Consider the following 26,020-nt stretch of genomic DNA (forward strand, 5'->3'; position numbering starts at 1 on the left):
ACGATAATGAAACAGTACAAGCAGTATTTTGCCACACTATTACTTGCCATCTTCACGCTGTCGCTAGCCGGTTGCGGTGCCTTGCACACATCGGTTAAAAAGCGCAATTTGGATGTGCAAACGAAAATGTCTTCAACCGTCTGGTTAGACCCGGTATCAGCGGATAAACGCACGGTGTTTTTGCAACTGCGCAATACATCCGACAAGCCTGGCTTGACCTATGAAAATGAAGTTAGAAATGCCATTGCAGCTAAAGGATACCAAGTTATAGATGATCCAGAAGCAGCACACTATTGGTTGCAAGTTAACGTATTACAAGTGGGTCGTACCGATTTACGCTCAGGTGATTCGTTCGGTACCTTCGGCTCAGCTGTCGCTGGTGCCGCCGCGGGCGCACAATTTGGTGATGGTACAGGGCAAATAGCCGCAGGCGTTGCCGGTGCAGGCCTAGGGGTTATCTTTGATGCTATGGTCGATGATAATTTATTTACCATGATCACCGATATTCAGATTTCTGAAAAAGCCAAAGACGGTGTACGCGTAAATCAATCAGAGAAAGCCGTATTAAAACAAGGTGAATCGGGTTCGAAAACACAAACGTCGTCGGAAGTTGTCGATCGTAAAAAGTATCAAACTCGCATTGTCTCACTGGCCAATAAAGCCAACCTTAAATTTGAAGAGGCGGAACCGGCATTGCGCCAAGGTTTGATTACGTCGCTATCTGGTATGCTTTAAAAAAACAGTTAAGACGTTTATGTCGGGCCGGTATTTACTGGCCTGATATATTATTTAATTGACTGTTCCGAATCTGGCGCCGAAATTGGCATAATAAAGTCGCTAGGATTTATACGCTGGCGCTGCGCCAACCCACCTAAGCCCTGTAACCCTCCTGTATGTAACAACACAACGCGACTGCCTGGTGCGAAATAACCTGACTTGGCCATAGCCATTAAAGCCAGCATCATCTTACCCGAATAGACCGGTTCGAATGGAATATTCGTGCGCTGTATGAGATCGGCTATTTGTGCGACATGCTCTGCTTTGAACTTACCATAGCCGCCGCAATGATGGTCATTAATAATGCGCCAGTTAGGATAATCTTGAGCCGATTGCGGCAGTAAATTTGCGACTTCTTGCTCGAGATAGCCGTCTTGTTTTAAAACCGAAATACCCAGTAATTGATGGCGATTTTTATCAGCCTGTATCAAACCAGCTAAGGTGCCGCCACTACCGACGGGGGTAATGAGGTAGTCATACTTTGTTTGCAGTTCAAGCTCATCAATGATTTCGGCAATACCGGGTAAGGCTAAATGGTTTGAACCGCCTTCCGGGATGATCATACTGCGCTCATGTTGACTGGCTAGTTGCTGCAAAAATGCTTGTTGATGGCGTAATCGATAGGTCTGCCTATCGACAAATTGTAAATTCATTCCCCAGTGCCTAGCCCAACTTAAGGTAAAGTTGTTTTGGTATTCGGACTCACCACGAATAATGCCGAGGCAATCTAACTGCTGTAATTTGCAGGCGTACGCTAGGGCGTGAATGTGATTTGAATAGGCACCACCAAAACTAATAACCTTTTTGATACTTTGGTTCTTCGCCTCAAGTAGGTTGTACTTTAGTTTACGCCATTTATTGCCGGAGATAATCGGGTGCAATAAGTCGTCACGCTTGATCATTACTTCGATGCCTGCGTGTTTAAATTCATCAATTAAAATTGGCTGTAACGGACTCATCTGTAACGCTTTTATCTTCCTTATTTATAATGAAATAATGGTTACTTGCATTGTACTGTTTTGAGTTACCGAATTTTATCATATCAGCTTGGCAAAAATGAATCATTGTAAAGCTTGAAGTTGTATATTGGCACCACTGATTGAAGTCATCATTATGCGATATTCGCCGTATTTTTCCTACGATTGTTAATAATTGACGAATGGCTAAATATTGAAAATTAACGCTTAGTTTTGCATAGGTGAAATTTTTTGCTGTTTTTTCATGTTTACCCCTGTCTTTTAGGGCAGAGTCGGGTATGATAAGCGTATTATTTAAGAAAAATTTACCTAGGATGTGTTGCCTTGTAATGGTTAAACTTTGGTTGGTTTAAACATCACAAAAAACAACGCGCTCTAATGATAATAAAGCTTGGCTACGATGTTGGTTTTCGAAACCATCATTATACCCAGCAAACAAGCTAAAGGAATTACCTCCACATGTTGAAAGTTTTACGTGGAATGTTCTCAAATGACCTGTCTATTGATTTGGGGACAGCCAATACTTTAATTTATGTTAAAGATCAGGGGATTGTTCTTGACGAGCCGTCAGTAGTTGCGATTCGTCAAGACAAAGCTGGTGGCAATAAAAGTGTTGCCGCTGTCGGTACTGCAGCAAAACAAATGTTGGGTCGTACGCCGGGTAATATTGAGGCTATTCGTCCAATGAAAGATGGTGTTATCGCCAACTTTTTTGTTACTGAAAAAATGTTGCAGCACTTCATCAAACAAGTTCATTCAAATAACTTCTTGCGTCCAAGCCCGAGAGTATTGGTTTGTGTTCCTTGTGGTTCTACACAGGTTGAGCGACGTGCGATTAAAGAATCAGCACTTGGTGCTGGTGCACGTGATGTTTACCTAATTGATGAGCCTATGGCGGCGGCAATCGGTGCTGACTTACCTGTATCTGCAGCAGAAGGTTCTATGGTTGTTGATATTGGTGGTGGTACGACTGAAGTTGGTATCATCTCACTTAATGGCCTAGTTTACTCATCTTCAGTGCGAATTGGTGGCGACAAATTTGATGACGCCATCATTAACTACGTACGTCGTAACTTTGGTAGTTTGATTGGTGAAGCAACCGCAGAGCGCATCAAACAAGAAATCGGCAGTGCCTACCCAGGCGAAGAGATGATGGAAATCGAAGTTCGTGGTCGTAACCTTGCTGAAGGTGTGCCAAGAAGTTTCACGCTGAACAGCAATGAAATTCTTGAAGCCTTGCAAGAACCTCTTACTGGTATTGTCAGTGCGGTTATGGTTGCACTTGAACAATGTCCACCAGAACTAGCGTCAGATATTTCTGAACGCGGTATGGTGTTGACCGGTGGTGGTGCTTTGTTGAAAGACTTAGATCGATTACTTGCCGAAGAAACGGGCATTCCGGTTATTGTTGCTGACGATCCACTAACGTGTGTTGCACGAGGTGGCGGTAAGGCACTGGAAATGATTGATATGCACGGTGGTGATCTGTTTGCTTACGAGTAAACCGTACCGGATTAAATTGTAATACACAGGCAGCTTAAGCTGCCTTTGCGATATTTATGACGCCAATATTTATTGAAGGCTACTCCAGTCACAGACGTATGTTTACAGCATTGATTTTATCTATGCTGTTGATTTTATTGGATCATAAACTTGCTAGCTTTGACGCAGTTCGCGGGGTTTTCCAATCGATGGTCAGCCCATTACAGTACATCGCCAGTACCCCAAGGCAAGTAATGGATTACGCATCAGAAAACCTTGTTACTCGTCAGCAATTAAAAATGGACAATCAACGTCTGCAAATGAACGAGCTACTCTTGCGTGAGCGTTTGTTGGAGTTGGATATTCTTAAGCAAGAGAATGATCGCCTAAGAAGTTTATTGTCATCTCCTGTTCGCGATAAAATCGACAAAATGGTCGCCGAAATTCAATCGGTAGACAGTGATCCCTATTCACATCAAGTAGTCATCGATAGAGGCCAAAACGACGGTCTTTATGAAGGTCAGCCGGTCGTTAATGATACCGGCGTGGTTGGCCAAATCCGCCATGTAGGTCTGAATAATTCCCGAGTATTGCTGATTACCGATATTAGTCATGCCATACCATTGCGTGTGCATCGCAATGGACTTAGAGTGATTGCCCGTGGCACCGGTAGTATCAAACAAATGGATGTCACCCATGTGCCAAATTCCAGTGATATTCGCGTTGGCGATACGCTAGTCACTTCTGGCTTGGGCGGTAAATTCCCAGAAGGCTATCCTGTCGCGACGGTCAATTACGTGTCTGAAGACCCCAATAAAGAATTTGCCAAAATCCGTGTCAGCCCCTTGGTTGAGATGGACAAATTAAGATATCTATTGTTATTAACGCCACCACAAAGTCAGGCGATACAAATGGTAGACACGGAACAAGCAATGGAACCAGGAGCGGTTAATGAAGGCCAAGAACAATAATATTGTTATTGTCATAACCTTGGTGGTCTCATTAATATTGACCATCATCCCTATGCCGTTAGGCGCAGATTCATTTCGTCCAAACTGGACGTTAATGGTTTTGGTTTATTGGTCACTAGCGTTACCAAATCGAGTGAACGTGCTATATGGCTGGTTTGTTGGTTTTATCATTGACGTATTATTGGGATCGGTTCTTGGTGTGAACGCCTTTGCCAGTGCGTTAGTGGTCTATGTTAGTGCCAATAATTATCAAAAAATTCGCAACTTTTCGCTGTGGCAACAGTCGTTAATTATAGGCTTGTTTGTTGCGTTGTATCACTTGATTGTATTTTGGATTCAACGATTTTTATTTGATGTTGATTTCGCCATCAGTTATTTAAAACCGGTATTGACCTCATCTGCCTTGTGGTTTGTGGTGTTTTTACTGCTACGCAAAGTACGACGCCATTTTCGAGTGCACTAATGAGCTTATATCTCGCTTCAAAGTCACCGAGACGTAAAGAGCTGTTAGCACAGTTGCAGCCATCCTTTAGCCTAGTAGAGGCAGAGATTGATGAAGCGGTTATACCTGATGAAACCGCAGAACAATATGTTTGTCGCATGGCGCGAGAAAAAGCGGCTCGAGGTTGGGGTAATATTAAAGATGCAGATAGACATTGTTGGTCACTGGGTTCAGATACTATAGTTGTATTTGAACAGCATATTTTAGGCAAACCCAAAGACTTCGCCGATTGTCAAAAGACACTGAGCATGCTGTCTACAAACACACATCAGGTGATGACCGCCGTTTGCCTTTTTAACGGTGAACAAGAACTTATCGATTGTGTTATCACCAAAGTACAGTTTAGAAAAATATCAGAACAAGAAATAACAGCCTATTGGCAAAGCAACGAACCTCAAGATAAAGCGGGTAGTTATGGGATCCAAGGGATTGGTGGGAAATTTGTCAAACGAATTGAGGGGAGCTATTCCGCAGTCGTTGGCCTACCTCTATGCGAAACTCAAGAATTGCTAAATGAAGCACAACGGGCAACAGGTGGATAATGAGCGGTGAATTACTGATTAATGTGACACCAAGCGAAACGCGAGTGGCATTAATTGAAAATGGAACATTACAAGAAGTTCATATTGAGCGTAATGCTAAGCGAGGTATTGTCGGTAATATCTATTTAGGTAAAGTCATTCGAGTATTGCCTGGCATGCAAGCCGCGTTTGTTGATATCGGTTTAGATAAAGCGGCATTTTTGCATGCCTCGGATATTCGTACGCGATTGATCACTAGTGGTGAATCAAACAGCAATGATAATGAAGTGGCCGATATTCGCACCTTAGTGCATGAAGGTCAGTATCTTATGGTGCAAGTGGTAAAAGATCCTTTGGGCACTAAAGGGGCGCGCCTGACCACCGACTTAACCATAGCATCGCGCTATTTGGTTATGATGCCTAATTCCTCTCATGCCGGTGTATCCCAGCGAATTGAAGACGAAGAAGAACGCAATCGATTACGTAATATTGTGTTGCCTTTTTGCGATGACGATGGTGGTTTTATTGTGCGCACCGCCGCCGAAGGTGCCGGTGAAGATGAAATGGTCCATGATGCTGAATTTTTGCGTCGTGTGTGGAGCAAAGTTCGTGAACGTAAGCAGCGCAAGCAAACCGACTTAGCCTTGTATCAGGATTTGCATTTGGCCTGTCGCATCATTCGCGACTTTGTTGGCAGCGGACTAGAGCGTATTCGGGTTGACTCAAAATTAACCTTTGAACAAATCAGCGAATTTACCGAAGAGTTTGTGCCAGAGCTTAAAGATATTGTCGCCTATTACCCAGGTGAAAAACCAATATTTGATTTGTTTTCCGTCGAAACCGAAATTCAGCGTGCCTTGCAACGCAAAGTTGAATTGAAATCCGGTGGCTATTTGATCATTGATCAAACTGAAGCAATGACCACTATAGATATTAATACCGGTGCCTTTGTCGGACATCGCAATCTCGAAGAGACCATCTTTAATACCAATATTGAGGCCACTCAAGCAATTGCTCGACAACTGCGACTGAGAAATTTAGGTGGTATTATTATTATCGATTTTATCGATATGATTGATAATGAACACCAGAAACGGGTATTACACAGCTTAGAATTGGCGATGGCTAAAGATAATGTTAAATACAGTATCAGTAACTTTTCTCAATTAGGTCTGGTTGAAATGACCCGTAAACGCACCCGTGAATCCTTAGAGCATGTGTTGTGCGATGAGTGTCCGACCTGTGATGGTCGAGGCCAACTAAAAACAGTCGAAACCGTGTGTTTTGAAATATTACGTGAAATCGTGCGAGTTAATCGCGCCTATGATGCCGACAAGTTTATTGTTTACGCCGCACCGAAAGTTTCCGAAGCGCTTAATGAAGATGAACTGCATCACTTAGCTGAATTAGAGATGTTTATCGGTAAGCAGATTAGAGTACAAACCGAGTCCTTGTATAACCAGGAGCAGTTTGACGTGGTGATGATGTAGTGGACGCTTTTTGGGCATATTTAAATACCTGGTTAAACAGGTTATACAAAACTCTGGCAGTACTGTTGGTATTGCTTGCGGTTTTGATCACCTCTGCCCGAATATTATTACCCCATGCACCCGCCTTTAAAGAAGAGCTTGAAGATGTTATCAACTCCCGTTACGACGGCGAGATAAGCATTGGCGAACTTTCCGCGGGTTGGGAAAAGTTTGGTCCAACGCTGATCTTGCGTGACGTCGACTTACTTAACTCTGCGGCCTTGTCTGTTCGTGTCAATGAAATCGATGTACGGCTTGATTTTTGGTACACCTTAACCCAACAAAAACTAAAAATTCACAACTTCACCTTAGACGGTGCACAGATCAATCTCGATCAAACTCAAATTAGCGCTGATCGAGCCCAAGCTGAAACCGATATCGATGCCATTTTTGAGCTGCTATTTAAACAAGTCAGCCGTTTCTCGGTTATTAATTCGAAAATACACCATACCAACCGTCAGCGTACACAAACCCTATTGCTGAGCAAATTGGCTTGGCATAATGATGGTAAAAAACATCACGGCATAGGTAAGCTCGAAATCGAAGGGATCTCCGCTAAAAGCGCAAAACTGTTAATTAATCTTGAAGGTAATACTCGCGACAAGGTTAAAGGCAACATATATCTCTCCGGTACCGATATAGATGCCACTGACTGGCTTACCGAGCAGTTTGGAGAAAGAGCCGATAGATTCAGTAGTCGCATCAATCTAGAGACATGGCTGCATATTGAAAAGGGCAAGCTCACCCAAGCACACTTAACCTTGGGCGAAAATGAAGTCTCTTGGTTTAGTTTTGACGAGCAACACACGTTAAGTTTGCCAAAAGGTCATATTAGCTTATATCGAGAAATGGATAATCCAGGCCATGCATACACATTATTTAGCTCTGAATTGCCGTTGTTTTTTGACCAACAAGCGTGGCAACCGCTAAGCTTTAACGGCTATGTTGATGGCACCGAGTTACTATTGCATGTGTCAGATATTGATTTGCAAAACCTATGGCAAGTTTTCTCTGTGGTTGAACAAGAAAGTGAGCAAGCCAAGGCATTTGCCAGTTTGAATTTGCGCGGCGAGTTAACCGATATTTCACTGCATAGCAAAGGCACAAAATTTCGCTTAACAACCGATATTAATGAATTTGGTGTTGATCACGCTAACGGCATTCCTGGAATCGCTAACCTAGATGGTCAATTACTACTGACCAACTCGCAAGTACAACTCAATATCACTGCCCGTGATAGTGCACTAGACTTTGCTGACGGTTTCTCAAGACCAATACCATTTAATGAGTTGCACGCCAAAGCCAATGTAAGCTGGCAGCAAGACGCATGGCGTCTGCAGGTAGAAGACATCAAGGTTAGTTCAGATGAATTAACCGTTGAGGCTGATGTGCAATATCAGCAACAAGCAGATAATCCGGGTTGGTTAAGTTTATATGCATACGTTACCGAAGGTGATGCATCTAAAGCACAATATTATCTGCCGTTACCTATTATGGACCCTGGACTCGTTGAGTATCTAACCGAAGCGATTGGCTATGGTGAAATAACGCAAGCTGGTGTGTTGGTTAATGGACCGGTTAATACCTTTCCCTATTTAGACCGCTCCGGCGCGTTTATCGTTGATGCGGATTTGCACAAAGCCAAGTATACATTTGAGTCATCTTGGCCTGCCATCACGGATGCAGATCTCAACTTAAATTTTACCAATGATGCTATGTTTATAACGGCTTACGACGGCACGTTAGCAGGGATAGAAACTAAGGGCGTTGAGGTTGGTATTGCGACCCTGAGTGGCGATTCAATATTGACCGTAAGAACGCAAGTCGAAGGCAAAGCCAAAGATGTGGCTCATGTTATGAATAACAGCCCATTAGCAGAAAGCGTTGGTAGTACATTACAGCATATTGGCCCAGAAGGGTTTATTAGCGGCACGTTTAGCCTGGATTTGCCTTTGTCTGACACCGACAACGCCGTTGCCAAAGGTGTGATAAATTTCGCTGATAACAAGATCAACTTAGCCGCACCGGAAATGGACTTTGATCGCGTCAATGGCCAACTAACCTTTGTTAATGATTACATTACCACCAAAGATATAAATGTTTATTGGCGTGGTATGCCAATGAAGTTGAATGTTAAAGGCCAGACTAAGGATGACTTTTACCGTGTTGATATTGACTTAGATGCTGCTTGGCAGCCTGAGCACTACAATGCGCAAATCCCGAAACCACTGCAAACCTATGTACAAGGGCAAGCCGATTGGCAAGGCAAACTAAAGTTATTTATTCCAAGTGAGGGAGATATCTCCTATCGATTGGACTTGGATTCGAACCTCGAAAAAGCGCAGTTAAATTTACCAAAACCGTATTTGAAAAAAGCAAAAAGTAAGCGCTCACTTGCTGTAAAGGTAAGGGGTGATGCTAATAAATCGTCAATAGAGGCAAGTTTAGGTGACAATTTGAGCTTCTCCGGCGAGCTTGATCATCAAAAGGTTTCCTTTAAACGCGCGCAACTGGTGCTGGGCACACAAAAGATGGTGTTGCCAATGGATGGTTTCCACATCACCACCAGCTTAAAGCGTATTGAATACGATCCTTGGCATAAGTTTATTTTTGCCATTATCGATTCATTACCTGATGACAAAGAGATTGCTTCCAATGAGGAAAGCTATGCTTTTCTTGAAGCGCCAGAAAGGATTCGTGGTAACGTTGACACTGTTGATCTGTATGGTGTGCCTATTCATCATGTTGATTTCAATTTATTGTTTCAGCAAGACTGGTGGCTATTACAGCTAAACAGTGATGAGATACGTGGGCGCATAAAATTCTTCCACGAATTTGAACAGCGTGGGCTAGAAGTTGATGCTGATTTTATTCACTTTCAGGATCCTGAATTATTAACGGAACAGACGGAGCCGCCAGAGCAAGTTGAAGTATTTCCGCCAGCACCCGAAAAAAATGATGCGGAGCAAGCAAATATAAGCCCGGCAGATTTTCCTAATTTAAAGCTTACCTGTGACAGCTGTAAATATCAGTTATTCGATTTTGGCAAGGTCACGCTTGAGCTGGAAAAGAGCGATGGTAGCATGGTGTTATTGCGTGACTTTACTGCAACGCGCAAAAAAACAGAACTTAAGTTAAGTGGTTCATGGCGAAAAGACAGCATTGTCGATATCACGGAATTATCGGGCACCTTAAATACGGCGGACGTCGAAAAAGAACTGGCTATATTTGATATCCAATCTGGAATCAAAGACAGTGGCTTTAAGAGCAGCTATGAATTGAAATGGAAAGGTGGGCCGCATCAGTTTAATGTCGAGTCATTGAGTGGCAAGGCTAAGGCTAGACTTGATGATGGTTACCTTGCTGAGGTCAGTGACCAAGGCGCTCGTTTGTTTAGTGTGTTGAGTTTGCAATCCTTGATTCGTAAATTGACCCTGGATTTTCGCGATGTGTTTGCCAAAGGCATGTTTTACAGTGATTTCAAAGGTGATTTTACCGTCGTAAACGGTGTTGTTTACACCGATAACCTGAAAATGAATGGCGCTGCAGGTAACCTAACCATCCAAGGTAATACCAGCCTGGTGAATCATCAGCTTGACTATAGAATGTCATTTGCACCGAAAGTTACCTCCAGTTTGCCGGTTATCGCAGCTTGGCTATTTAATCCACTTGCCGGTGCCGCGGCGTTAGTGGTCAATGAAGCTATTGAGAAGGCCGAAGTTATCTCTGTGATTACCTTTGAGTTAACTGGCACCGTTGCCGAGCCAAGTTTCAAAGAAGTTGATCGCAAAAGTCGTAACGTCAATGTGGGTAAGTCAAAGCCTGATTTGAGTGACTTGCAGCAGCAACAAGACCAACACGGTGGCGTGCAAACCGCTTCCAACACTAACGCTATTCGAAAGCCTGAGCGAAAAGATAAGGCCATTGAAAACAAACTTGTGGCTGACAAGGTGTCGGGTGCTAAAGTGCCTGAGACTGAGGTCTTAGACGAGAAAGTCGGCGCTGACGTTAATAGCGACGCTTCGACGGATATTTGATATGGCGAAGTTGACGGCGATACAAATGCAGTCGGTGCCTGATATTGATGCAAATCTAGCGTTTGTCGACCAGCAGTTATCGACTCTATCCATCGCCGCTGAACACCTTGTTGTGTTACCTGAATGTTGTTTGTTTTTTGGTGGACGCGATAAACAACAGTTGGATATTGCTGAGCCGATAGGCGCAGGTAAAATGCAGCAAGGTTTGCAGCAGCTTGCCCGCAAATATGCCATATATTTATTGGCAGGCAGCATACCAACACAAGGCACTGGCGAAAAATTTCAAGCGACGAGTGTATTGTTTGCACCAGACGGTAGTTTGCTGGCCAACTACCAAAAACTGCACCTATTTGATGTTGATGTCGAAGATAGTGAAAAAAGCTATCGTGAGTCTGCATATACTGACGCTGGTCTCAAGGTGGTGCAACAGCCTTTACAAGATATTCAATTGGGCCTGAGTATTTGTTATGACTTGCGCTTTCCTGCACTATTTCAGCAATTAGCGGCATTAGGTGCCAATGTTATCGCTGTACCTGCGGCCTTTACCCAAGTTACCGGTAAAGCCCATTGGCAACCTTTGCTGCAAGCAAGAGCGATAGAGAATCAATGTTATATCGTTGCAGCAGGCCAATCTGGCGAGCATAAAAATGGTCGACAAACCTATGGCCATTCGATGATAATCGACCCTTGGGGTGAGGTAGTTTGCTGTTTAACCGACGAGCTGACCAGTATAACCGCGCCGCTGGATTTAGACCTGCTTAAGCGGGTCAGACAAAGTATTCCAGTTGCAAAACATAATCGCTTTAATTGCTCATTGAACAGCAATGAGCCCTGACTTGATGGATCCGTTAATGAACCATGTTGAACAAGAATTACTGCACGCCAGTGATTTAGGCCGTGAAGAATTACAACGCAGCCTAGACCATATGTTTACGCGCAAAATTGATTTTGCTGATTTGTACTTTCAAGCATCCAGTAATGAACATTGGATGCTTGAAGATGGCATCGTAAAGGAAGGCTCACACAACATCGAACGAGGTGTTGGCGTGCGTGCAATTGCGGGTGAAAAAACGGGTTTCGCTTATTCTGATGACATCAACCTTGATGCATTAATGAAAGCTTCTACAGCGGCGAGAAGTATTGTTAGTGAAGAAAAGTCTGGCTCGGTGAAAGTGTTTAGTCCGACAGATGCAACGCCGTTATACCAACATAACGACCCATTGCAAAGTTTGGCACAAGAAAAAAAAATCAATCTACTGCATGAGGTCGAAGCGCACGCTAGAGCTCAAGATAGCCGTGTCAAACAGGTCATTGTTAGTATGTCTGGCGTCTATGAGCGAATATTAGTTGCAGCGAGTGATGGTACTTTTGCCAATGATATCCGCCCATTAGTGCGCCTGAATTGTTCGGTGTTGGTGGAAGACAATGGTCGCCGTGAACGCGGCAATTCTGGTGGCGGTGCACGTACTGATTACAGTTACTTTTTTGAATTAGATGGCAATAAGCCAAGATACAAATGTTATGCAGAAGAAGCGGTTCGTCAAGCATTGGTTAACCTTAATGCGATTGATGCTCCAGCGGGTATGCTGCCGGTTGTGTTAGGTGCAGGTTGGCCGGGTGTGTTATTACATGAAGCGGTTGGACACGGCTTAGAGGGCGATTTTAACCGAAAAGGCTCTTCAGCATTCTCTGGCAAAATTGGTCAGCGTGTTGCCTCAGAGCATTGTACGATTGTCGATGACGGTACCATGCAAGGACGCCGAGGCTCTATATCTATTGATGATGAAGGCACACCTGGGCAATACAATACTTTAATTGAAAATGGTATTTTACGTGGTTACATGCAAGACAAACATAATGCGCATTTAATGGGTGTTAAACCAACAGGTAATGGTCGTCGTGAATCTTATGCACATTTGCCAATGCCGCGTATGACCAACACCTATATGCTTGCTGGTGAGCACCAACCACAAGATATTATTAAATCGGTGAAGAAAGGTATTTATGCGCCAAACTTTGCTGGCGGACAAGTAGATATCACCTCAGGTAAGTTCGTCTTTACCACCGCTGAGGCGTATTTAATTGAAGATGGTGAAATCACCTCACCAGTAAAAGGCGCGACTTTAATCGGTAGCGGCCCGGAAGCGATGCAAAATGTAAGTATGGTTGGTAACGATCTGGCGTTAGATAGTGGTGTTGGTGTCTGCGGAAAAGACGGCCAGTCAGTGCCTGTTGGCGTTGGTCAGCCTACCTTAAAAGTCGATGAAATGACCATAGGCGGCACTCAGTAACCGCACTATAGCGAATATAAAAGGCCCGCTCCCTTAATAGGGAAGCGGGCCTTTTTTATATCTGAAGCAAAAGCAGAACCGTTATTTTTTAAATGGTACGTTTTCTTTGAGGTACTTAAACAACTCTTTGTAGTTTTTACCAGGCTTTTGTTGCTTTACTTCTTTGCCTGCCAGACGAATAAGCTGTCTTAAACGTTGCCGATCAAAGCCTGCATTGTCGCTAATAAGCGCTTCAATACGGTTGTTGTCTGCGTTAATAATCTCATCACGCAATTCTTCATAAAAGCGGTGCTGTACTTCGGCAATGCCATGCTTGTTTTGCATGATATCGATTTGTAATTGCAGTGCTTCAACGTCAAGACTGTTTAGCTGCTTAGCAATAAATTGTACGTTGCGATTAAAGGCATCGTGTTTACCTTTGATTTTATCGGCAACAACCAAAGCCGCTTCAATTTCACCATTCAGTGCTAATTGACTGCGTTGCTTTGCCCCCATATGGCAAATGTCTTCTGCAAGCTTTGCCAGATTTTTCATGTCCTGTTTAAGTTCGGTTTTGCTTACGTAAAGAATGTCGTTTTCTTCATCGTATTCGCCAATTTCTCTAGCCATATCCTGAAATTTTAACAAGTTAAGTTTTTCTTATTATAACTGTTTTTACTGCGCATTTGCGGGCTTGTTGGAAATTATCTGTATAAATTATCGAATTGGCGTTGGGAAAATTACTGGCTGTGATATCCTTGCCCTAAGTCTATTCCTATATCTGCCAAATCATGGAACAAAAGCAATCAATTGATCAGTCAATAGAACAAGTCAAAGACAGTGTCAGCAAAGTACTGGAAATGGCAAAAAAACTTGGTGCCAACAGTGCCGAGGTGTCGATTTCTAAAATGCAGGGACTGAGTGTCTCAACGCGCATGGGCGAGGTTGACACGGTTGAGTTTAATAACGATGGTGCGTTAGGCATCTCTTTATATAAAGATGGTCGTAAAGGCTCTGCTTCGACAGCGGATCTATCCGATAGCGCCTTGCAGCAATCGGTGCAAGCAGCAATTAATATTGCCGACTATACCTCTGTCGACCCATGTGCAGGATTGGCAGATAAACAATCCTTAGCATTTGAACCAGAGGATTTGGATCTTTATCACCCGCAATCGATAACGCCAGACCAAGCAATTGAATTGGCGCGTGAGACTGAAGTCGCCGCGTTAGAGCGTGATCAACGCATCATCAATTCTGACGGCGCCAATTTTGCCAGTTACGAAGGTTTTAAAGTCTATGGCAATAGCCATGGTCAATTAGTCGCCTACCCAAGTACACGTCATAGCCTGACCTGTATGATGATCGCTGGCGACGCGGACGATATGCAACGTGATTACAATTACAGTGTCAGTCGCGAATTTGCCAATTTACAAGAGCCAAAGACCTTAGGTGAACAAGCTGCAGATGCGGCTCTGGCTCGATTGAATGGTCGTAAGCTCGCGACACAAAAGTGCCCAGTGATGTTTCGTGCTGATGTTGCCAACAGTCTGTTTGGTCATTTTATCTCCGCGATCAGTGGTGGTAATTTATATCGTGACTCGTCATTCTTGATAGACTCTATTGGTGAACAAGTTTTCAATGAACATCTGCAAATACGAGAAATGCCATTTATAAAGCGCGGTCTGGCGAGCTCTGCTTTTGACTCGGAAGGTGTTGCGACAATCGAGCGCGATATCATTAAAGATGGTCATTTGCAGTCGTATTTATTAACCAGTTATTCGGCTCGTAAACTGGGGTTACAAACCACAGGTAATGCGGGTGGGATTCACAATTGGCAGGTATCCGCCAACGGTGGTGATTTCGACGCCATGCTGAAACAGCTCGGTACTGGTTTGCTGGTGACGGAATTAATGGGGCAAGGGGTGAACGTTGTTACTGGTGATTATTCTCGTGGCGCCGCTGGGTTTTGGGTCGAAAATGGCGAAATAGCTTACCCTGTGTCAGAGATTACCATCGCAGGAAACCTTAAAGATATTTTCAAAAGTCTGGTGTTAAGCGGCAATGATTTTGATTTGCGTGGCAGTATCCAAACCGGCAGTTTATTGATCGAACAGATGCAAGTATCAGGTCAATAACCCTGAATTCACATGTCTTTGACGCCTGCATATGCCGAGATTCAGTGTATTGAATCCAAGCTGTACAGGTTGTCAGCGACGTTAATTACCGTTAAGTTATAATCCAAATTAGTTCTAATGCAAACTAGTGCAAGCCAGTCCTGTTTCAATGCAAAACCCATATCCATATCAAGGCACGAGTCATAACTCCTGCTCATAACACAGCAATCAATGTTTTACTTAACACTTAATAATATTCGCTATCGTCGTGGCAGATTTGATTTAGCTTTAATTAGCTTAATAGCAGGGTGGCAGTGCCTAAAAATGCAAAGATACCAACCACATCAGTGATGGTCGTCAGGATAACACCGCCAGCAAGGGCAGGGTCAATATTGATGCGTTTCATCGCCAATGGAGTGATAACACCAGCAAGACCTGCAACCGTGAGGTTAGCCAACATGGCAAAAGCAATGATGCCACCAAGCATTAGATCTTGTTTCCATAAGGAGACAATAGAGGCAATGAGCAGTGACCAAATTAGACCATTCAAAAAGCCAACCGCAAGTTCTTTGGTTAAGATGGTGCGGGCGTTATTATCACCAATATGACCAAGTGCCATACCACGAATAACCAGGGTTAAGGTTTGGCTTCCAGCCACACCACCCATACTTGGCACTAGGGTATTAAGTACCGCTAAAATGGCCATTTCTGCAAGAATGGGTTCGAACATGCTCGATACCGCGACGGCAAGTAGCGCGGTAATAAGGTTTACACCGAGCCAAACAGACCGTTGTTGAGTACTTTTGATAACCGGCGCGAAGGTATCTGCTTCATCATCTAGACCGGCTAAACTCATCATGGAGTGTTCCGCGTCTTCACGAATGATATCGACCACATCGTCAATGGTAATACGACCTAATAAGCGATTGCTATCATCGACGACCGGTGCTGAGAACCAATCATGGCGCTCAAACATAATTGCCACTTCGGTATCTTCCATAGCGACATTAACCGGGATGGTTTCGGTATCGGTGATTTCCGCAATGGTTTGCTCTGGTCTTGCGGTAACCAATGAAGCAAGAGAAACGCTACCGATGAGCTTGTCATCGCGATTAACCACATAAAACGAGTCGGTCGCTTCCGGCAATTCAGCTTTTAAGCGTAAATAGCGCAATACCACATCAATGGTCACATCCGGACGCAATGTGATGGCATCGGTATTCATGATACCACCGGCAGTTTCCGGATCGTATGAAAGCGCTTGTTCTACCCGGGTTCTATCCTGGGCATCCATTGAATCAAGTACTTCGTTGTAGGCAGAATCTGGCAGGGTACGTAACACTTCTGCCAAATCATCGATGTCCATGCCTTCTGCGGCGGCAGCAACCTTCTCAGGCTGCATGTTTTTCAATATGCCTTTACGAACTTCTTCCGATAATTCTTCGAGGATTTCGCCGTGCAGATCTGGGTCGACCAGCTGCCATAGCACAGTACGGCCTTTAGCTGGTGATGATTCAAGTAATAAGGCTATGTCATAGGCAGGCATACTCTGGAACATTTTTCGCACGTACACGAACATACCACTGTCGAGAGCGGTATTTATTTCCAGTAGTCTTTGTTGGCTGATTTCCTGTTCTGACAACTCTGGCACGTTCCACCTCATGCTCAAGGGTGCTGTTATTGTTTAATTTTGATATTGATGGGTTGAGCTACAATTTTAGCGCGAATAGCAAACCTATAGGATTAGATTGCGTCCCATTAATATGAGTTATCTGGTTGAAGTGTAACGTAATTAGCGGAAATTATCAGCTAATATTTCAGCGAGTTCTGTATTTTTGTCAAAAGTTGGCTGCTAAATCAGTTGCTTAACGAGGTGTTAAAAATCTAGTAGCGGGGTTGTTGGTTATTCAGCTTCATCAAACTTATCACCGAATAATTGGCAAACCGCGCTCAGTGCTTGTTCGGCATCATCGCCTTCGCTGATCACTTCAACGGTTTTTCCTTGACTGCCAGTGAGCAGCATTAAGCCCATAATAGAGTCGGCGTCGGCGGACTTGTCATCCAGTTTAATGGTGATGGTGGCACGATAGTTTTGGCTTAATTTCGCCAGTTTAGTTGCAGCTCTTGCATGTAAGCCGAGTTTATTTTCTATTTTTACGAAGCGTGATTCACAAGTGGACATGGCCGTTGCTTTCCTGGATAACTTGGTCGCGAGTCTTAGTGTCGCTATTTAGTAAGTTCGCGATGACGAATTTGCACATCTCGTTCTTCTTTGCGAAATTGTTTGGCGAGAGCTTCTGCAATATAAACACTGCGATGCTGTCCGCCTGTGCATCCAACCGCTATGGTTAAATAGGTGCGGTTATTACGTTCTAAATGTGGCAACCAAGTCATCATAAAAGAGTTTATCTGCCAAATAAACTTAGTGACAATCGGTTGGCTAGCAAGAAAGTCTTGAACCGGTTGATCGAGGCCATTGTATGGCTTCAGTCCCTGTTCCCAAAATGGGTTTGGCAAGAAGCGGGCATCGAAGACATAATCGGCGTCGGTTGGCACACCATATTTAAAACCAAATGATTCAAACACAATAACCAAAGAACCGGTTTTTGAGCCCATCACTCGTTCACGCACTAAATCCGCTAACTGATGTGGCGTCAAACTGGTGGTATTAATATAAAGGTTGGCGCGACTGGCCACCGGATCGAGTAGCTTTTTCTCTAATGATATCGCTTGATCTAACGCCATGTTTTGACGAATTAAAGGGTGTAATCGGCGGGTTTCGCTGTAACGACGCACCAATTCTTGATCATCAGCGTCAAGATAGAGAATGCTTAACTCAACCGTACTGGGTAAATAATCAATGATCTCGCGAGCATCTTCCGGGTTATGCGGTAAGTTGCGCACATCCAATGACACGGCAACATTTTCGTAGTCGTTAATGACGGTATGGGTCAACGCGGGTAAAAGGTTTACCGGGATATTATCAACGCAATAATAACCGAGATCTTCGAGTACTCGCAGGGCGACGGTTTTACCTGAACCGGATCGGCCACTGACGATCATTAACTTCATTGCTTGCTCCTGTTAGCCATTAGCGACCAGTCTATAGAGTTGATTGGCGCTGGTACAGCGGCGCACGTTTTTACTATTATCTTTGTCTGAAAAGTATTTCGCAACACTTGCCAGAGTTTCTAGGTGTTGTTGGCAGCTATCTTCAGGAACGAATAAAGCGAAAAATATATCGACAGGCTTATTATCAATCGCATCAAAGTTGACCGCTTTATCTGTGGTGATTAACACCGCCACAGGTTGTTCAGTGTTATCGATTTTACTATGCGGGATGGCAATACCTTTGCCTATACCGGTACTGCTGAGTTTTTCTCTGTCGATAAGATCGTTTAGCAGCTCTTTGGCTGACGAAGTAGAGATTTTATTAGCGGCAAGTACACTGATTTGCTCTAAAATATTTTTTTTACTGTTGCCCGGAGCTGCACATATGGTGCAGTCCGGAGATAACAAATTAGCGAGTTTCATATAGTTAATGTTTAGACAGTTTGGCCTTGTGTTTTAGCACTTGGCGATCTAGTTTTTCCACAAGTGCATCAATGGAGGCATACATGTCTTCATTTTCAGCGGAGCCAAAAATCTCTCCCTGATTGACGTGCAGTGTGGCTTCGGCGATTTGCTGCAGCTTTTCTACTTTCAATACAACATAAACATTGTTTATGTGGTCGAAATGACGTTCAAGTTTGTCAAATTTTTGTTCAACATACGCTCTCATAGAGGCAGTAACTTCAACATGATGACCAGAAAGATTGATTTGCATAAGCTGTTTCCTTATGGTTTGGCTTAAATTAAGCTTTTTCTTTGGTTTGAAGGAGGAATGCCCAAAGACTCTCGGTATTTGGCTATCGTTCTGCGTGCAACGTTAATCCCCTGATCTGCCAAAAGCTCCGCCATTTTACTATCGCTCAATGGTTTTTTCGGATTTTCAGCATCGACCAGTTTTTTAATTAAAGCTCGAATTGCAGTAGACGAACACTCCCCGCCGTTTTCGGTACTCACATGGCTTGAAAAGAAGTATTTTAATTCAAATATTCCTCGCGGCGTATGCATGTACTTTTGTGTGGTAACCCTAGAAATTGTCGATTCGTGCATCTCAACCGCTTCGGCAACGTCGTTCAGTACCATAGGACGCATAGCTTCCGGTCCATGTTCAAAAAAGCCCTGTTGTTGTTGTACAATGCAATTGGACACTTTCATCAGAGTTTCATTGCGGCTTTCCAATGATTTAATAAACCATTTTGCTTCCTGCAAATGCGAACGTATAAATTGGCTATCTTCCGCCGAACTGGTTTTTGCCAGCGAAGCGTAGTGATTATTGATATTTAGTTTAGGTGCAGTTTCTGGATTTAGCTCAACCACCCATCGGCCGTTTTTCTTAAACACACTCACATCAGGAATGATGTATTGTTCCTCGTTTTGCACGATGGCATCGCCTGGACGTGGGTTAAGACTGTGGATTAGGCGCATCACTTCTTGAAGTTGTGGCTCTTTAAGTCTGGTTTTACGCATTATGGTGCGAAAATCGCGATTGGCGAGTAAGTCAATATGATTATTGATAACCAGTTTTGCTTCTTTGAGAAACGGCGTGCCAGCGTCAAATTGGTCAAGTTGAATCAGCAAGCAATGCTGAATAGAACACGCGCCGGAGCCAATAGGATCAAACATATGGATGCGCTTTAATACCGCCTCCACTTCGTCTAATTCAATCTCATCATCGCCTAAGCTTTCTTGGATGTCTTCTGTAGTGACCGTTAAGTAACCGGCGTCGTCGATGGCGTCAATAATCGCCACCGCGATGGTTTTATCGGTTTCAGTAAATGGTGTTAGTTCCATCTGCCAGGTAAGGTGATCATGGATGTTTTCCGTGGTTTCACCTTGATAGACGGTATCGTCATTACCGGATGCCATTCCAGTGTTGGAGACTCCGGCACTAAAGCTTTCTTCCCATGTTGAGTCGACAGACAACTCTTCTGGGATTTCATTTTGGGTTAAGGCTTCACTAGTGGTGATTTCATCTTGTGTTGGCGTTGCATCTTCACTGCCGTCTAAACCGTTGGTTTCGGTGGCGCTTGCCTCATTACTTTGTTGCTGATTGTCATCGGCTTCCAGCAATGGATTGCTTTCAAGCGCTTCCTGAATTTCCTGTTGTAGATCCAAGGTCGATAGTTGCAACAATTTTATCGCTTGTTGCAATTGTGGAGTCATCGTTAGGTGCTGGCCAATGCGCAGCTGAAGACTTGGTCTCATTAGTTAATTGCTTTCCATAAAACAGAATACAAGAGGCAATGCATAACCAAGCAATTAAGCCTGTATCATTGCGGCGTTTTTTCCTTGCACTAGTTATAACTATAGCGTGAATTTCTCGCCTAGGTAGACGTCTCGTACATGTTGATTTGATAAAACTTGTTCAGCATTGCCTTGGGCTATCAACTCACCATGGCTAACGATATAGGCATGCTCACATACATCCAAAGTTTCACGAACATTGTGATCAGTGATAAGGACACCGATACCACGTTCTTTTAAATGTAAGATAATTTTTTTAATGTCACCCACTGAAATAGGGTCAACACCGGCAAACGGCTCATCGAGCAAGATAAATTGCGGATCCGCTGCCAATGCTCTGGCAATTTCGACGCGGCGGCGTTCACCACCGGATAGGCTTTGCCCTGTATTTTCTACGATATGACCGATATTAAACTCTTCAACCAACGACTCAAGCTTTTCTTGACGCTCATTTGCTGTCATTTCCTTGCGGGTTTGTAGTATAGACATGATGTTATCGTAGACTGAAAGCTTGCGAAAAATCGATGCTTCTTGAGGCAAATATCCGATGCCGTGACGCGCTCTCTCATGCATAGGCGATAAGGTAAGATCAACATTGTTCAGTGTCACTGTACCTTCATCGCTAGCGACTAGGCCGACAATCATATAAAACGATGTGGTTTTACCTGCGCCATTAGGACCCAGCAAGCCAACAACTTGACCGGCTTTAACCGTCATACTGACATCTTTAACAACTTTACGACCTTTATAGGCCTTAGCGAGATTTTTGGCTTCGAGTGTTGCAGTCATGATTACTGTTCTTGTTCAGTGGTTTCGTTATTGTCTTTTTTGTTGATCTTGTCTTTCACATCAGGTTCGATAATTGTGGTTACAATGCCGCCGCCATCACCATCGGCAGTAAGCTGCTCGGTTTCAAGGTTATAGGTAATCACATCACCTTGCACCATACTGCCTTGCTGACTTACTTTGGCATTACCACGAATAACGATGATATTGGTTAATGGTGAGTAGCTAATTTCATTGGCTTGCAATTCAATTTGATCACCATTATCGAGCGTTTGGCTAAATCTGGCCGGTGTTCCCTTAGCCAAATATTTTTTTGCCTGTGAATCATTTTCATTGCTGACTTGAACTAAATCGGCTTCGATAGTCAAAGTGCCCTGGGTTATTTTGACGTCGTCGATATAACTAGCAATGCGATTTTTTAAATCGGTTGACTGTTTTTGCGCAACAATTTTAATTTCTTTTTCAAAGTCTGATTGCTCAGCACTCAGCCAAAAGCTGGGAAGCAATAAGGCAGCACTGACTAATAATTTATGAGTCATGTTTTTTAAAGGTTGTTTGTACATGTTCACTCAATGTCATTTCGGTAGTATTTATATCAACCTTCAAACCTACGCCGCTCATGGTAAAGTCTTTACCTTTCAATAGGATATTTTGGTCTGAGGTTATTATTTTAGTATCCAAATCCAATGCCAATTCTTCCCCATGAACTTCTGAGATGAAGGCATTTTTATCTTCACAGATTAATCTTACTCTATCTTTTAGAATTAAGATATTGTCTTTGCCGAGAAAACCGCTTTCTGCGGTTAGTCGCCAAGGCTCAGAGCCGTCATCGGGGTATAAAGTGTAAGCTGGCTTAAGTAATTTGGTTTCGCCCAGTTGATCAAAGTGGGTCATTTGCTCTGCGTAAATGGTGTGCACCAGATGACCATCACTGTCGAATTTCTTTGAGCTTAGTGCATTAGCAACAAAAGCAGGCTCATCTAAAGGTTTAATTACCTCAACGTCAGCTTGCTGTGATTGTTGATAATGAAGGTATCCATAAGACGCCAGAGCCAAAATAAACAACAGAATAGAAATCAGATGCAATCGACTCATACACTCGCTCCTGTTGCCAGATGCAAGGTGTTTTGGGATTGCATAATAAGGTCACATAATTCCCGTACCGCGCCGCATCCACCAGCTAAAAAGGTAATGTAGTCAGCACCATTTTTAACCAAAGGGTGGGCGTCGTTAACGGCAACACCAAAACCAACCTGCTCGATACAGGGTAAGTCTGGTACGTCATCGCCGATATAGGCTATTTGTTCTAGGTCGATAGACAATTGATTGGCGATATCGATAAGCGCAGGCATTTTATTTTCTTGTCCCTGAACAATGAATTTTACGTTCAGAGCGCGCATGCGATTTTGTACTATGTTGGAGTTGCGCCCGGTGATGACAGCAACATCGACACCATTTTGACCGACGGCTTTAATACCAAAACCATCTTTTGTGTTAAATGCTTTTAACTCTTCACCATCGTTACCGAGGTAGATACGACCGTCAGAAAAAACACCATCGATATCACAGACCAATAATTTTATCTGTTTAGCTTTCTCTATAATGGCGCTGTCGACCTGCCCGTACAAGGTAGTGGTCATGGTTTTGCCAGTACTCAATTACAATACTCCTGCTTTAAGTATATCGTGCATATTCATTGCGCCGACAGGCTCATTGTCATCATTAACGATGATTAAACCATTGATGCTTTTATCTTCCATTAGCTTTAATGCTTCGGCTGCCAACATTTGTCGTTTAGCAACCACGGGATGTTTGGTCATCACCGATTCAATATAATCATGATGCAGATTTACCTGCTCATCAAGGATTCGGCGTAAATCACCATCGGTGAATAAGCCCAATAAGCGACCATCATCATCGGTAATGGCGGTCATACCCAAACCCTTCTGTGTCATTTCGACAAGTGCATCTTTAATAAGTGCCCGATAATGAATTGTAGGCAGTCTATCACCACTGTGCATAACATCTTCAAGTCGCAATAACAGACGTTTACCTAAGCTGCCACCTGGGTGTGACAATGCAAAGTCATCAGCAGTAAAGCCGCGAGCGTTTAATAACGCCACCGCCATCGCATCTCCCATCACCAAGGTCGCTGTTGTGCTCGACGTAGGTGCAAGACCTAACGGGCATGCTTCTTGAGGCACGGCGATGCAAATATGTACGTCACTCAATTTCGCTAATGTTGAATTGGTATTGCCTGACATACCAATCAAGGTTGAACCGATGCGCTTAATAACCGGCATAATCGCCAATACTTCAGCGGTTTCACCGGAATTCGATATCGCCAAGACCACATCTGAGCTAGTCACCATCCCCAAGTCACCATGACTGGCTTCTCCAGGGTGAACGAAAAAAGCTGGTGTTCCTGTGCTGGCCAATGTCGCTGCAATTTTGCCGCCGACATGACCGGACTTACCCATACCGATAACAATAACTCGACCTGAGCAATCAAACATCAATTGACAGGCCTTGGCAAATTCGTCGTCGATATAATTATGCAAATTTTCGATTGCTTGTTTTTCAATATCGATTACGTTTGCGGCAAGTTGCTTAAATTGTTTTGCATTAGGCATAAACTAAAGAATCCTAGGTAAAGATTAGGTATTGATAGACGATAAAGCCAATGAAGATAACCCCACCTTTAACACGGGTGATTCTAAAATGTCCAGAGCGGCTAAAACACAAGGCAAAAAGGAGAATGGTCAACGCCATCATGTATGGCACATCACGACTCGCGACTTCACTGTCAACGACACCGGGCGCGATAAGACCAGGTAAAGCTAAAACAGCAAGAATGTTAAAGATATTGGAGCCGATGATATTGCCTAAAGCCAAATCATCTTCTTTTTTGATGATGCTGACCACACTCGCGGCCAATTCCGGCAAGCTGGTACCAATTGCAATAATCGTTAAACCAATCACTAAATCGCTCATGCCTAACGCTTTGGCAATAACCGTGGCTGATTCAACTAGGTAATTAGCACTTAATGGCAGTAGCACGAGTCCAAACACCAACCAAGCTAGGGCGACTAAGTTATTGACGTTTTCTGGGATTTCAGATTGCGCTTCAGTAATCATCGGATCTTCAATTTTATGGTGCTTTACTTGTTTTATACTCACCATAAGTAAACTAATGATGAACACCAAGAAGCCGACCATTAATAACAAGCCCTCAATAAAGCTGAAATTCAGATCAAAGAGCATATAGCTGGCAATAAAGGTGACGATTAATAGAATCGGTAACTCACGTTTTAAGGTGAGTGATGAAACGGCTAACGGTTTGCATAACGCAGTAAGGCCCAACACTAAAGCGATGTTAGTGATATTTGAACCGATAGCATTACCTATTGCGGTATCCGGTGCGCCTTGTAATGAAGCTGTTGCTGCCACCACCATTTCCGGCGCGGATGAGCCCATCGCGACGATAGTAAGACCGATAATCATCGGCGCAATGCCATAATTACGCGCAATCGCTGCTGCGCCAAAGACAAATTTATCGGCGCTGTAGATTAGCGCGATAAGAGAAATTATTAGTATTAAGACTTCAATGAACATCTATTGCTCCATAAAATAGCCTTTAAATTTTCGCTGTAAATGACACAAATTAAAAGAGATAAAGTACAAATAAACAAAAATTTGTGGAGAAATCACAGATTTAAGCAAAATTTCCCTTAGTTTTAGACAAAATCGCCGTGAAAAATGGCAAATATTGAAAAACAAAATAAGCTTTTATTCATAGCAATAACAGAGCCATTTGCTGCAAGTAGCAAATAAAGCCAGACAACCTGTTAAGCAATATAGGGAATCACCATGAAAAATAAGTTACTACTTCCACTTTTGTCATTTGCATTCGTGACCTCCAACGCACAGGCGGAACAATTTTATGGTTTTGCTGATGTAAACATCAACTTTCTAGATTGGACTGATAAAGCCGAAGATCGTTCTAATCCCGATATTGGTGGCTTTGGTGGGGAAAAAGAAGACTTCTTCTACATCGAAGTAGAAGGTGGAGCCGGGTTTGATTGGGGCGATATCTATGGTTTCTTTGATGTTGAAAACCCTGGTAATAGTCGCAACTACGGTCAGTTTTCAGAAGATGCTGGCGAAACTGATGGTTTTCGTTATGCAATGAAAGGCTCGATCGCGGTTAATGTTGGCGACTCAAATTGGAATTACTACTCGCATTTTTATAGCTTTTCTGAAGCATCGAACGGCTTTTATGATCAAAACTGGGTGTTGGGCTTTAGTTATGACATTTTTACCGAATCCGGTTTTTGGATGAAACCATTTCTTGGTGTGCATATCGAAAACCAAACATTTAACGGTTCAGGTACTAATGGTTATATGGCAGGTTGGGTGTTGGGCTATGATTTCCAAATTGGCGAACAAAAATTTGGTATCAGCCAATGGCATGAAACTGAGTTTGCGCGTAAAGACCAATTTAGAGGCAATGGTACCCAATACACATTGAACTCGACGGGTTGGAACGGCGCGGTAGCACTTTGGTGGCACTTCAGCAGTAAAATGACCACCGGCGTTCAATACCGTTACGCTGATCATAAATTAGGCACAGCCGCCTATCATGACGCCATAATTTACACCCTGAAATACAATTTCTAGTATGTTAACTGGGTTTACTTGT

General features: G+C 43.4%; 25 protein-coding genes. 11 read left to right on the forward strand and 14 right to left on the reverse strand.

All coding sequences use genetic code 11. The features are described 5' to 3' along the window. The first annotated feature begins 6 nt into the window (after positions 1-6). Complete coding sequence (locus HII16_RS05085; protein ID WP_135439023.1) at positions 7-735, forward strand: complement resistance protein TraT; 729 nt, start codon at positions 7-9, stop codon at positions 733-735. Between the two features lie 50 nt (positions 736-785). Here the strand turns inward: HII16_RS05085 and HII16_RS05090 are convergent, their stop codons facing one another. After that, positions 786-1,736, reverse strand: coding sequence for a pyridoxal-phosphate dependent enzyme (locus tag HII16_RS05090; protein WP_169128088.1), 951 nt, complete (start codon positions 1,734-1,736; stop codon positions 786-788). Between the two features lie 477 nt (positions 1,737-2,213). Here HII16_RS05090 and HII16_RS05095 point away from each other — a divergent pair, with 477 nt between their 5' ends. From HII16_RS05095 to tldD, 8 genes are read left to right on the forward strand one after another with little or no spacing between them, the layout of a single operon-like run. Then, entirely contained in the window at positions 2,214-3,257 is a 1,044-nt protein-coding gene (locus HII16_RS05095; protein WP_169128090.1) for a rod shape-determining protein, read from the forward strand. Between the two features lie 56 nt (positions 3,258-3,313). Next, positions 3,314-4,207, forward strand: a complete 894-nt coding sequence (gene mreC, locus HII16_RS05100) for a rod shape-determining protein MreC (protein WP_169128092.1) — start codon at positions 3,314-3,316, stop codon at positions 4,205-4,207. Next, complete coding sequence (gene mreD, locus HII16_RS05105) at positions 4,188-4,670, forward strand: rod shape-determining protein MreD (protein WP_135439027.1); 483 nt, start codon at positions 4,188-4,190, stop codon at positions 4,668-4,670. Before mreC ends, mreD begins: the two co-directional genes overlap by 20 nt. After that, positions 4,670-5,251 (forward strand): Maf family protein, encoded by a 582-nt coding sequence (locus tag HII16_RS05110; protein WP_169128094.1) that lies wholly within the window; start codon positions 4,670-4,672, stop codon positions 5,249-5,251. The genes mreD and HII16_RS05110 overlap by 1 nt, the downstream gene beginning before the upstream one ends. Continuing rightward, complete coding sequence (gene rng / locus HII16_RS05115) at positions 5,251-6,720, forward strand: ribonuclease G (RefSeq protein ID WP_169128096.1); 1,470 nt, start codon at positions 5,251-5,253, stop codon at positions 6,718-6,720. The genes HII16_RS05110 and rng overlap by 1 nt, the downstream gene beginning before the upstream one ends. Continuing rightward, on the forward strand, positions 6,720-10,796 hold the full coding sequence (locus tag HII16_RS05120) for a YhdP family protein (protein ID WP_169128098.1): 4,077 nt from the start codon (positions 6,720-6,722) through the stop codon (positions 10,794-10,796). Before rng ends, HII16_RS05120 begins: the two co-directional genes overlap by 1 nt. A gap of 1 nt (position 10,797) precedes the next feature. Continuing rightward, entirely contained in the window at positions 10,798-11,631 is an 834-nt protein-coding gene (locus HII16_RS05125; RefSeq protein ID WP_169128100.1) for a carbon-nitrogen hydrolase family protein, read from the forward strand. Positions 11,632-11,647: 16 nt separating this feature from the next. Next, positions 11,648-13,087: a metalloprotease TldD gene (tldD, locus tag HII16_RS05130; RefSeq protein WP_169128534.1), complete on the forward strand. Its 1,440-nt coding sequence runs from the start codon at positions 11,648-11,650 to the stop codon at positions 13,085-13,087. Between the two features lie 81 nt (positions 13,088-13,168). Here tldD and yjgA read toward each other — a convergent pair whose 3' ends face one another. Continuing rightward, complete coding sequence (gene yjgA / locus HII16_RS05135; RefSeq protein WP_169128102.1) at positions 13,169-13,714, reverse strand: ribosome biogenesis factor YjgA; 546 nt, start codon at positions 13,712-13,714, stop codon at positions 13,169-13,171. A 143-nt stretch (positions 13,715-13,857) separates the two neighbouring features. Between yjgA and pmbA the strand changes: the two genes are divergently transcribed. After that, the gene (pmbA, locus tag HII16_RS05140; RefSeq protein ID WP_169128104.1) at positions 13,858-15,201 is read left to right on the forward strand and encodes a metalloprotease PmbA; all 1,344 of its coding nucleotides are present in this window, start codon (positions 13,858-13,860) and stop codon (positions 15,199-15,201) included. Positions 15,202-15,472: 271 nt separating this feature from the next. Here pmbA and mgtE read toward each other — a convergent pair whose 3' ends face one another. The 12 genes from mgtE to HII16_RS05200 form a co-directional block, all read right to left on the reverse strand. After that, positions 15,473-16,843, reverse strand: coding sequence for a magnesium transporter (mgtE, locus tag HII16_RS05145; protein WP_169128106.1), 1,371 nt, complete (start codon positions 16,841-16,843; stop codon positions 15,473-15,475). A 240-nt stretch (positions 16,844-17,083) separates the two neighbouring features. Next, the gene (locus tag HII16_RS05150; protein ID WP_169128108.1) at positions 17,084-17,362 is read right to left on the reverse strand and encodes an HPr family phosphocarrier protein; all 279 of its coding nucleotides are present in this window, start codon (positions 17,360-17,362) and stop codon (positions 17,084-17,086) included. A 44-nt stretch (positions 17,363-17,406) separates the two neighbouring features. After that, positions 17,407-18,252 (reverse strand): RNase adapter RapZ, encoded by an 846-nt coding sequence (gene rapZ, locus HII16_RS05155; protein ID WP_135439035.1) that lies wholly within the window; start codon positions 18,250-18,252, stop codon positions 17,407-17,409. Positions 18,253-18,264: 12 nt separating this feature from the next. Continuing rightward, a complete protein-coding gene (ptsN, locus tag HII16_RS05160) occupies positions 18,265-18,714 on the reverse strand; it encodes a PTS IIA-like nitrogen regulatory protein PtsN (protein ID WP_169128110.1) in 450 nt (149 codons plus the stop codon). A 4-nt stretch (positions 18,715-18,718) separates the two neighbouring features. Then, positions 18,719-19,006 (reverse strand): ribosome hibernation promoting factor, encoded by a 288-nt coding sequence (gene hpf / locus HII16_RS05165; protein WP_169128112.1) that lies wholly within the window; start codon positions 19,004-19,006, stop codon positions 18,719-18,721. Positions 19,007-19,029: 23 nt separating this feature from the next. Further along, positions 19,030-20,493: an RNA polymerase factor sigma-54 gene (locus HII16_RS05170; RefSeq protein ID WP_169128114.1), complete on the reverse strand. Its 1,464-nt coding sequence runs from the start codon at positions 20,491-20,493 to the stop codon at positions 19,030-19,032. A gap of 99 nt (positions 20,494-20,592) precedes the next feature. Further along, positions 20,593-21,321, reverse strand: a complete 729-nt coding sequence (gene lptB / locus HII16_RS05175) for an LPS export ABC transporter ATP-binding protein (protein WP_135439039.1) — start codon at positions 21,319-21,321, stop codon at positions 20,593-20,595. A 2-nt stretch (positions 21,322-21,323) separates the two neighbouring features. After that, a complete protein-coding gene (gene lptA, locus HII16_RS05180; RefSeq protein ID WP_169128116.1) occupies positions 21,324-21,857 on the reverse strand; it encodes a lipopolysaccharide transport periplasmic protein LptA in 534 nt (177 codons plus the stop codon). Further along, positions 21,847-22,413: an LPS export ABC transporter periplasmic protein LptC gene (gene lptC / locus HII16_RS05185; RefSeq protein ID WP_169128117.1), complete on the reverse strand. Its 567-nt coding sequence runs from the start codon at positions 22,411-22,413 to the stop codon at positions 21,847-21,849. Before lptC ends, lptA begins: the two co-directional genes overlap by 11 nt. Beyond that, positions 22,410-22,958 (reverse strand): 3-deoxy-manno-octulosonate-8-phosphatase KdsC, encoded by a 549-nt coding sequence (gene kdsC / locus HII16_RS05190; RefSeq protein WP_169128536.1) that lies wholly within the window; start codon positions 22,956-22,958, stop codon positions 22,410-22,412. The genes lptC and kdsC overlap by 4 nt, the downstream gene beginning before the upstream one ends. 18 nt (positions 22,959-22,976) lie before the next feature. Continuing rightward, positions 22,977-23,951: a KpsF/GutQ family sugar-phosphate isomerase gene (locus HII16_RS05195; RefSeq protein WP_169128118.1), complete on the reverse strand. Its 975-nt coding sequence runs from the start codon at positions 23,949-23,951 to the stop codon at positions 22,977-22,979. 13 nt (positions 23,952-23,964) lie between these two features. After that, the gene (locus HII16_RS05200) at positions 23,965-24,933 is read right to left on the reverse strand and encodes a calcium/sodium antiporter (RefSeq protein WP_169128120.1); all 969 of its coding nucleotides are present in this window, start codon (positions 24,931-24,933) and stop codon (positions 23,965-23,967) included. A gap of 255 nt (positions 24,934-25,188) precedes the next feature. On the opposite strand from HII16_RS05200, the gene HII16_RS05205 reads away from it, so the two are divergent. Then, positions 25,189-25,998, forward strand: a complete 810-nt coding sequence (locus tag HII16_RS05205) for an outer membrane protein OmpK (protein WP_135439044.1) — start codon at positions 25,189-25,191, stop codon at positions 25,996-25,998. Positions 25,999-26,020 lie beyond the last annotated feature (22 nt).

Source organism: Thalassotalea sp. Y01 (assembly GCF_012932945.1).
Taxonomy (GTDB): Bacteria; Pseudomonadota; Gammaproteobacteria; order Enterobacterales; family Alteromonadaceae; genus Thalassotalea_A.

Coding starts and splice junctions, on each gene's coding strand:
- rng (WP_169128096.1), top strand. CDS start 5,251: ATGAGCGGTGAATTACTGATTAATGTGACACCAAGCGAAACGCGAGTG.
- HII16_RS05200 (WP_169128120.1), bottom strand. CDS start 24,933: ATGTTCATTGAAGTCTTAATACTAATAATTTCTCTTATCGCGCTAATC.
- HII16_RS05170 (WP_169128114.1), bottom strand. CDS start 20,493: ATGAGACCAAGTCTTCAGCTGCGCATTGGCCAGCACCTAACGATGACT.
- lptA (WP_169128116.1), bottom strand. CDS start 21,857: ATGACTCATAAATTATTAGTCAGTGCTGCCTTATTGCTTCCCAGCTTT.
- mreD (WP_135439027.1), top strand. CDS start 4,188: ATGAAGGCCAAGAACAATAATATTGTTATTGTCATAACCTTGGTGGTC.
- HII16_RS05095 (WP_169128090.1), top strand. CDS start 2,214: ATGTTGAAAGTTTTACGTGGAATGTTCTCAAATGACCTGTCTATTGAT.
- lptB (WP_135439039.1), bottom strand. CDS start 21,321: ATGACTGCAACACTCGAAGCCAAAAATCTCGCTAAGGCCTATAAAGGT.
- rapZ (WP_135439035.1), bottom strand. CDS start 18,252: ATGAAGTTAATGATCGTCAGTGGCCGATCCGGTTCAGGTAAAACCGTC.
- hpf (WP_169128112.1), bottom strand. CDS start 19,006: ATGCAAATCAATCTTTCTGGTCATCATGTTGAAGTTACTGCCTCTATG.
- kdsC (WP_169128536.1), bottom strand. CDS start 22,958: ATGACCACTACCTTGTACGGGCAGGTCGACAGCGCCATTATAGAGAAA.
- tldD (WP_169128534.1), top strand. CDS start 11,648: ATGAACCATGTTGAACAAGAATTACTGCACGCCAGTGATTTAGGCCGT.
- pmbA (WP_169128104.1), top strand. CDS start 13,858: ATGGAACAAAAGCAATCAATTGATCAGTCAATAGAACAAGTCAAAGAC.
- ptsN (WP_169128110.1), bottom strand. CDS start 18,714: ATGAAACTCGCTAATTTGTTATCTCCGGACTGCACCATATGTGCAGCT.
- HII16_RS05195 (WP_169128118.1), bottom strand. CDS start 23,951: ATGCCTAATGCAAAACAATTTAAGCAACTTGCCGCAAACGTAATCGAT.
- HII16_RS05125 (WP_169128100.1), top strand. CDS start 10,798: ATGGCGAAGTTGACGGCGATACAAATGCAGTCGGTGCCTGATATTGAT.
- HII16_RS05110 (WP_169128094.1), top strand. CDS start 4,670: ATGAGCTTATATCTCGCTTCAAAGTCACCGAGACGTAAAGAGCTGTTA.
- HII16_RS05205 (WP_135439044.1), top strand. CDS start 25,189: ATGAAAAATAAGTTACTACTTCCACTTTTGTCATTTGCATTCGTGACC.
- HII16_RS05150 (WP_169128108.1), bottom strand. CDS start 17,362: ATGTCCACTTGTGAATCACGCTTCGTAAAAATAGAAAATAAACTCGGC.
- HII16_RS05090 (WP_169128088.1), bottom strand. CDS start 1,736: ATGAGTCCGTTACAGCCAATTTTAATTGATGAATTTAAACACGCAGGC.
- mreC (WP_169128092.1), top strand. CDS start 3,314: ATGACGCCAATATTTATTGAAGGCTACTCCAGTCACAGACGTATGTTT.
- lptC (WP_169128117.1), bottom strand. CDS start 22,413: ATGAGTCGATTGCATCTGATTTCTATTCTGTTGTTTATTTTGGCTCTG.
- HII16_RS05085 (WP_135439023.1), top strand. CDS start 7: ATGAAACAGTACAAGCAGTATTTTGCCACACTATTACTTGCCATCTTC.
- mgtE (WP_169128106.1), bottom strand. CDS start 16,843: ATGAGGTGGAACGTGCCAGAGTTGTCAGAACAGGAAATCAGCCAACAA.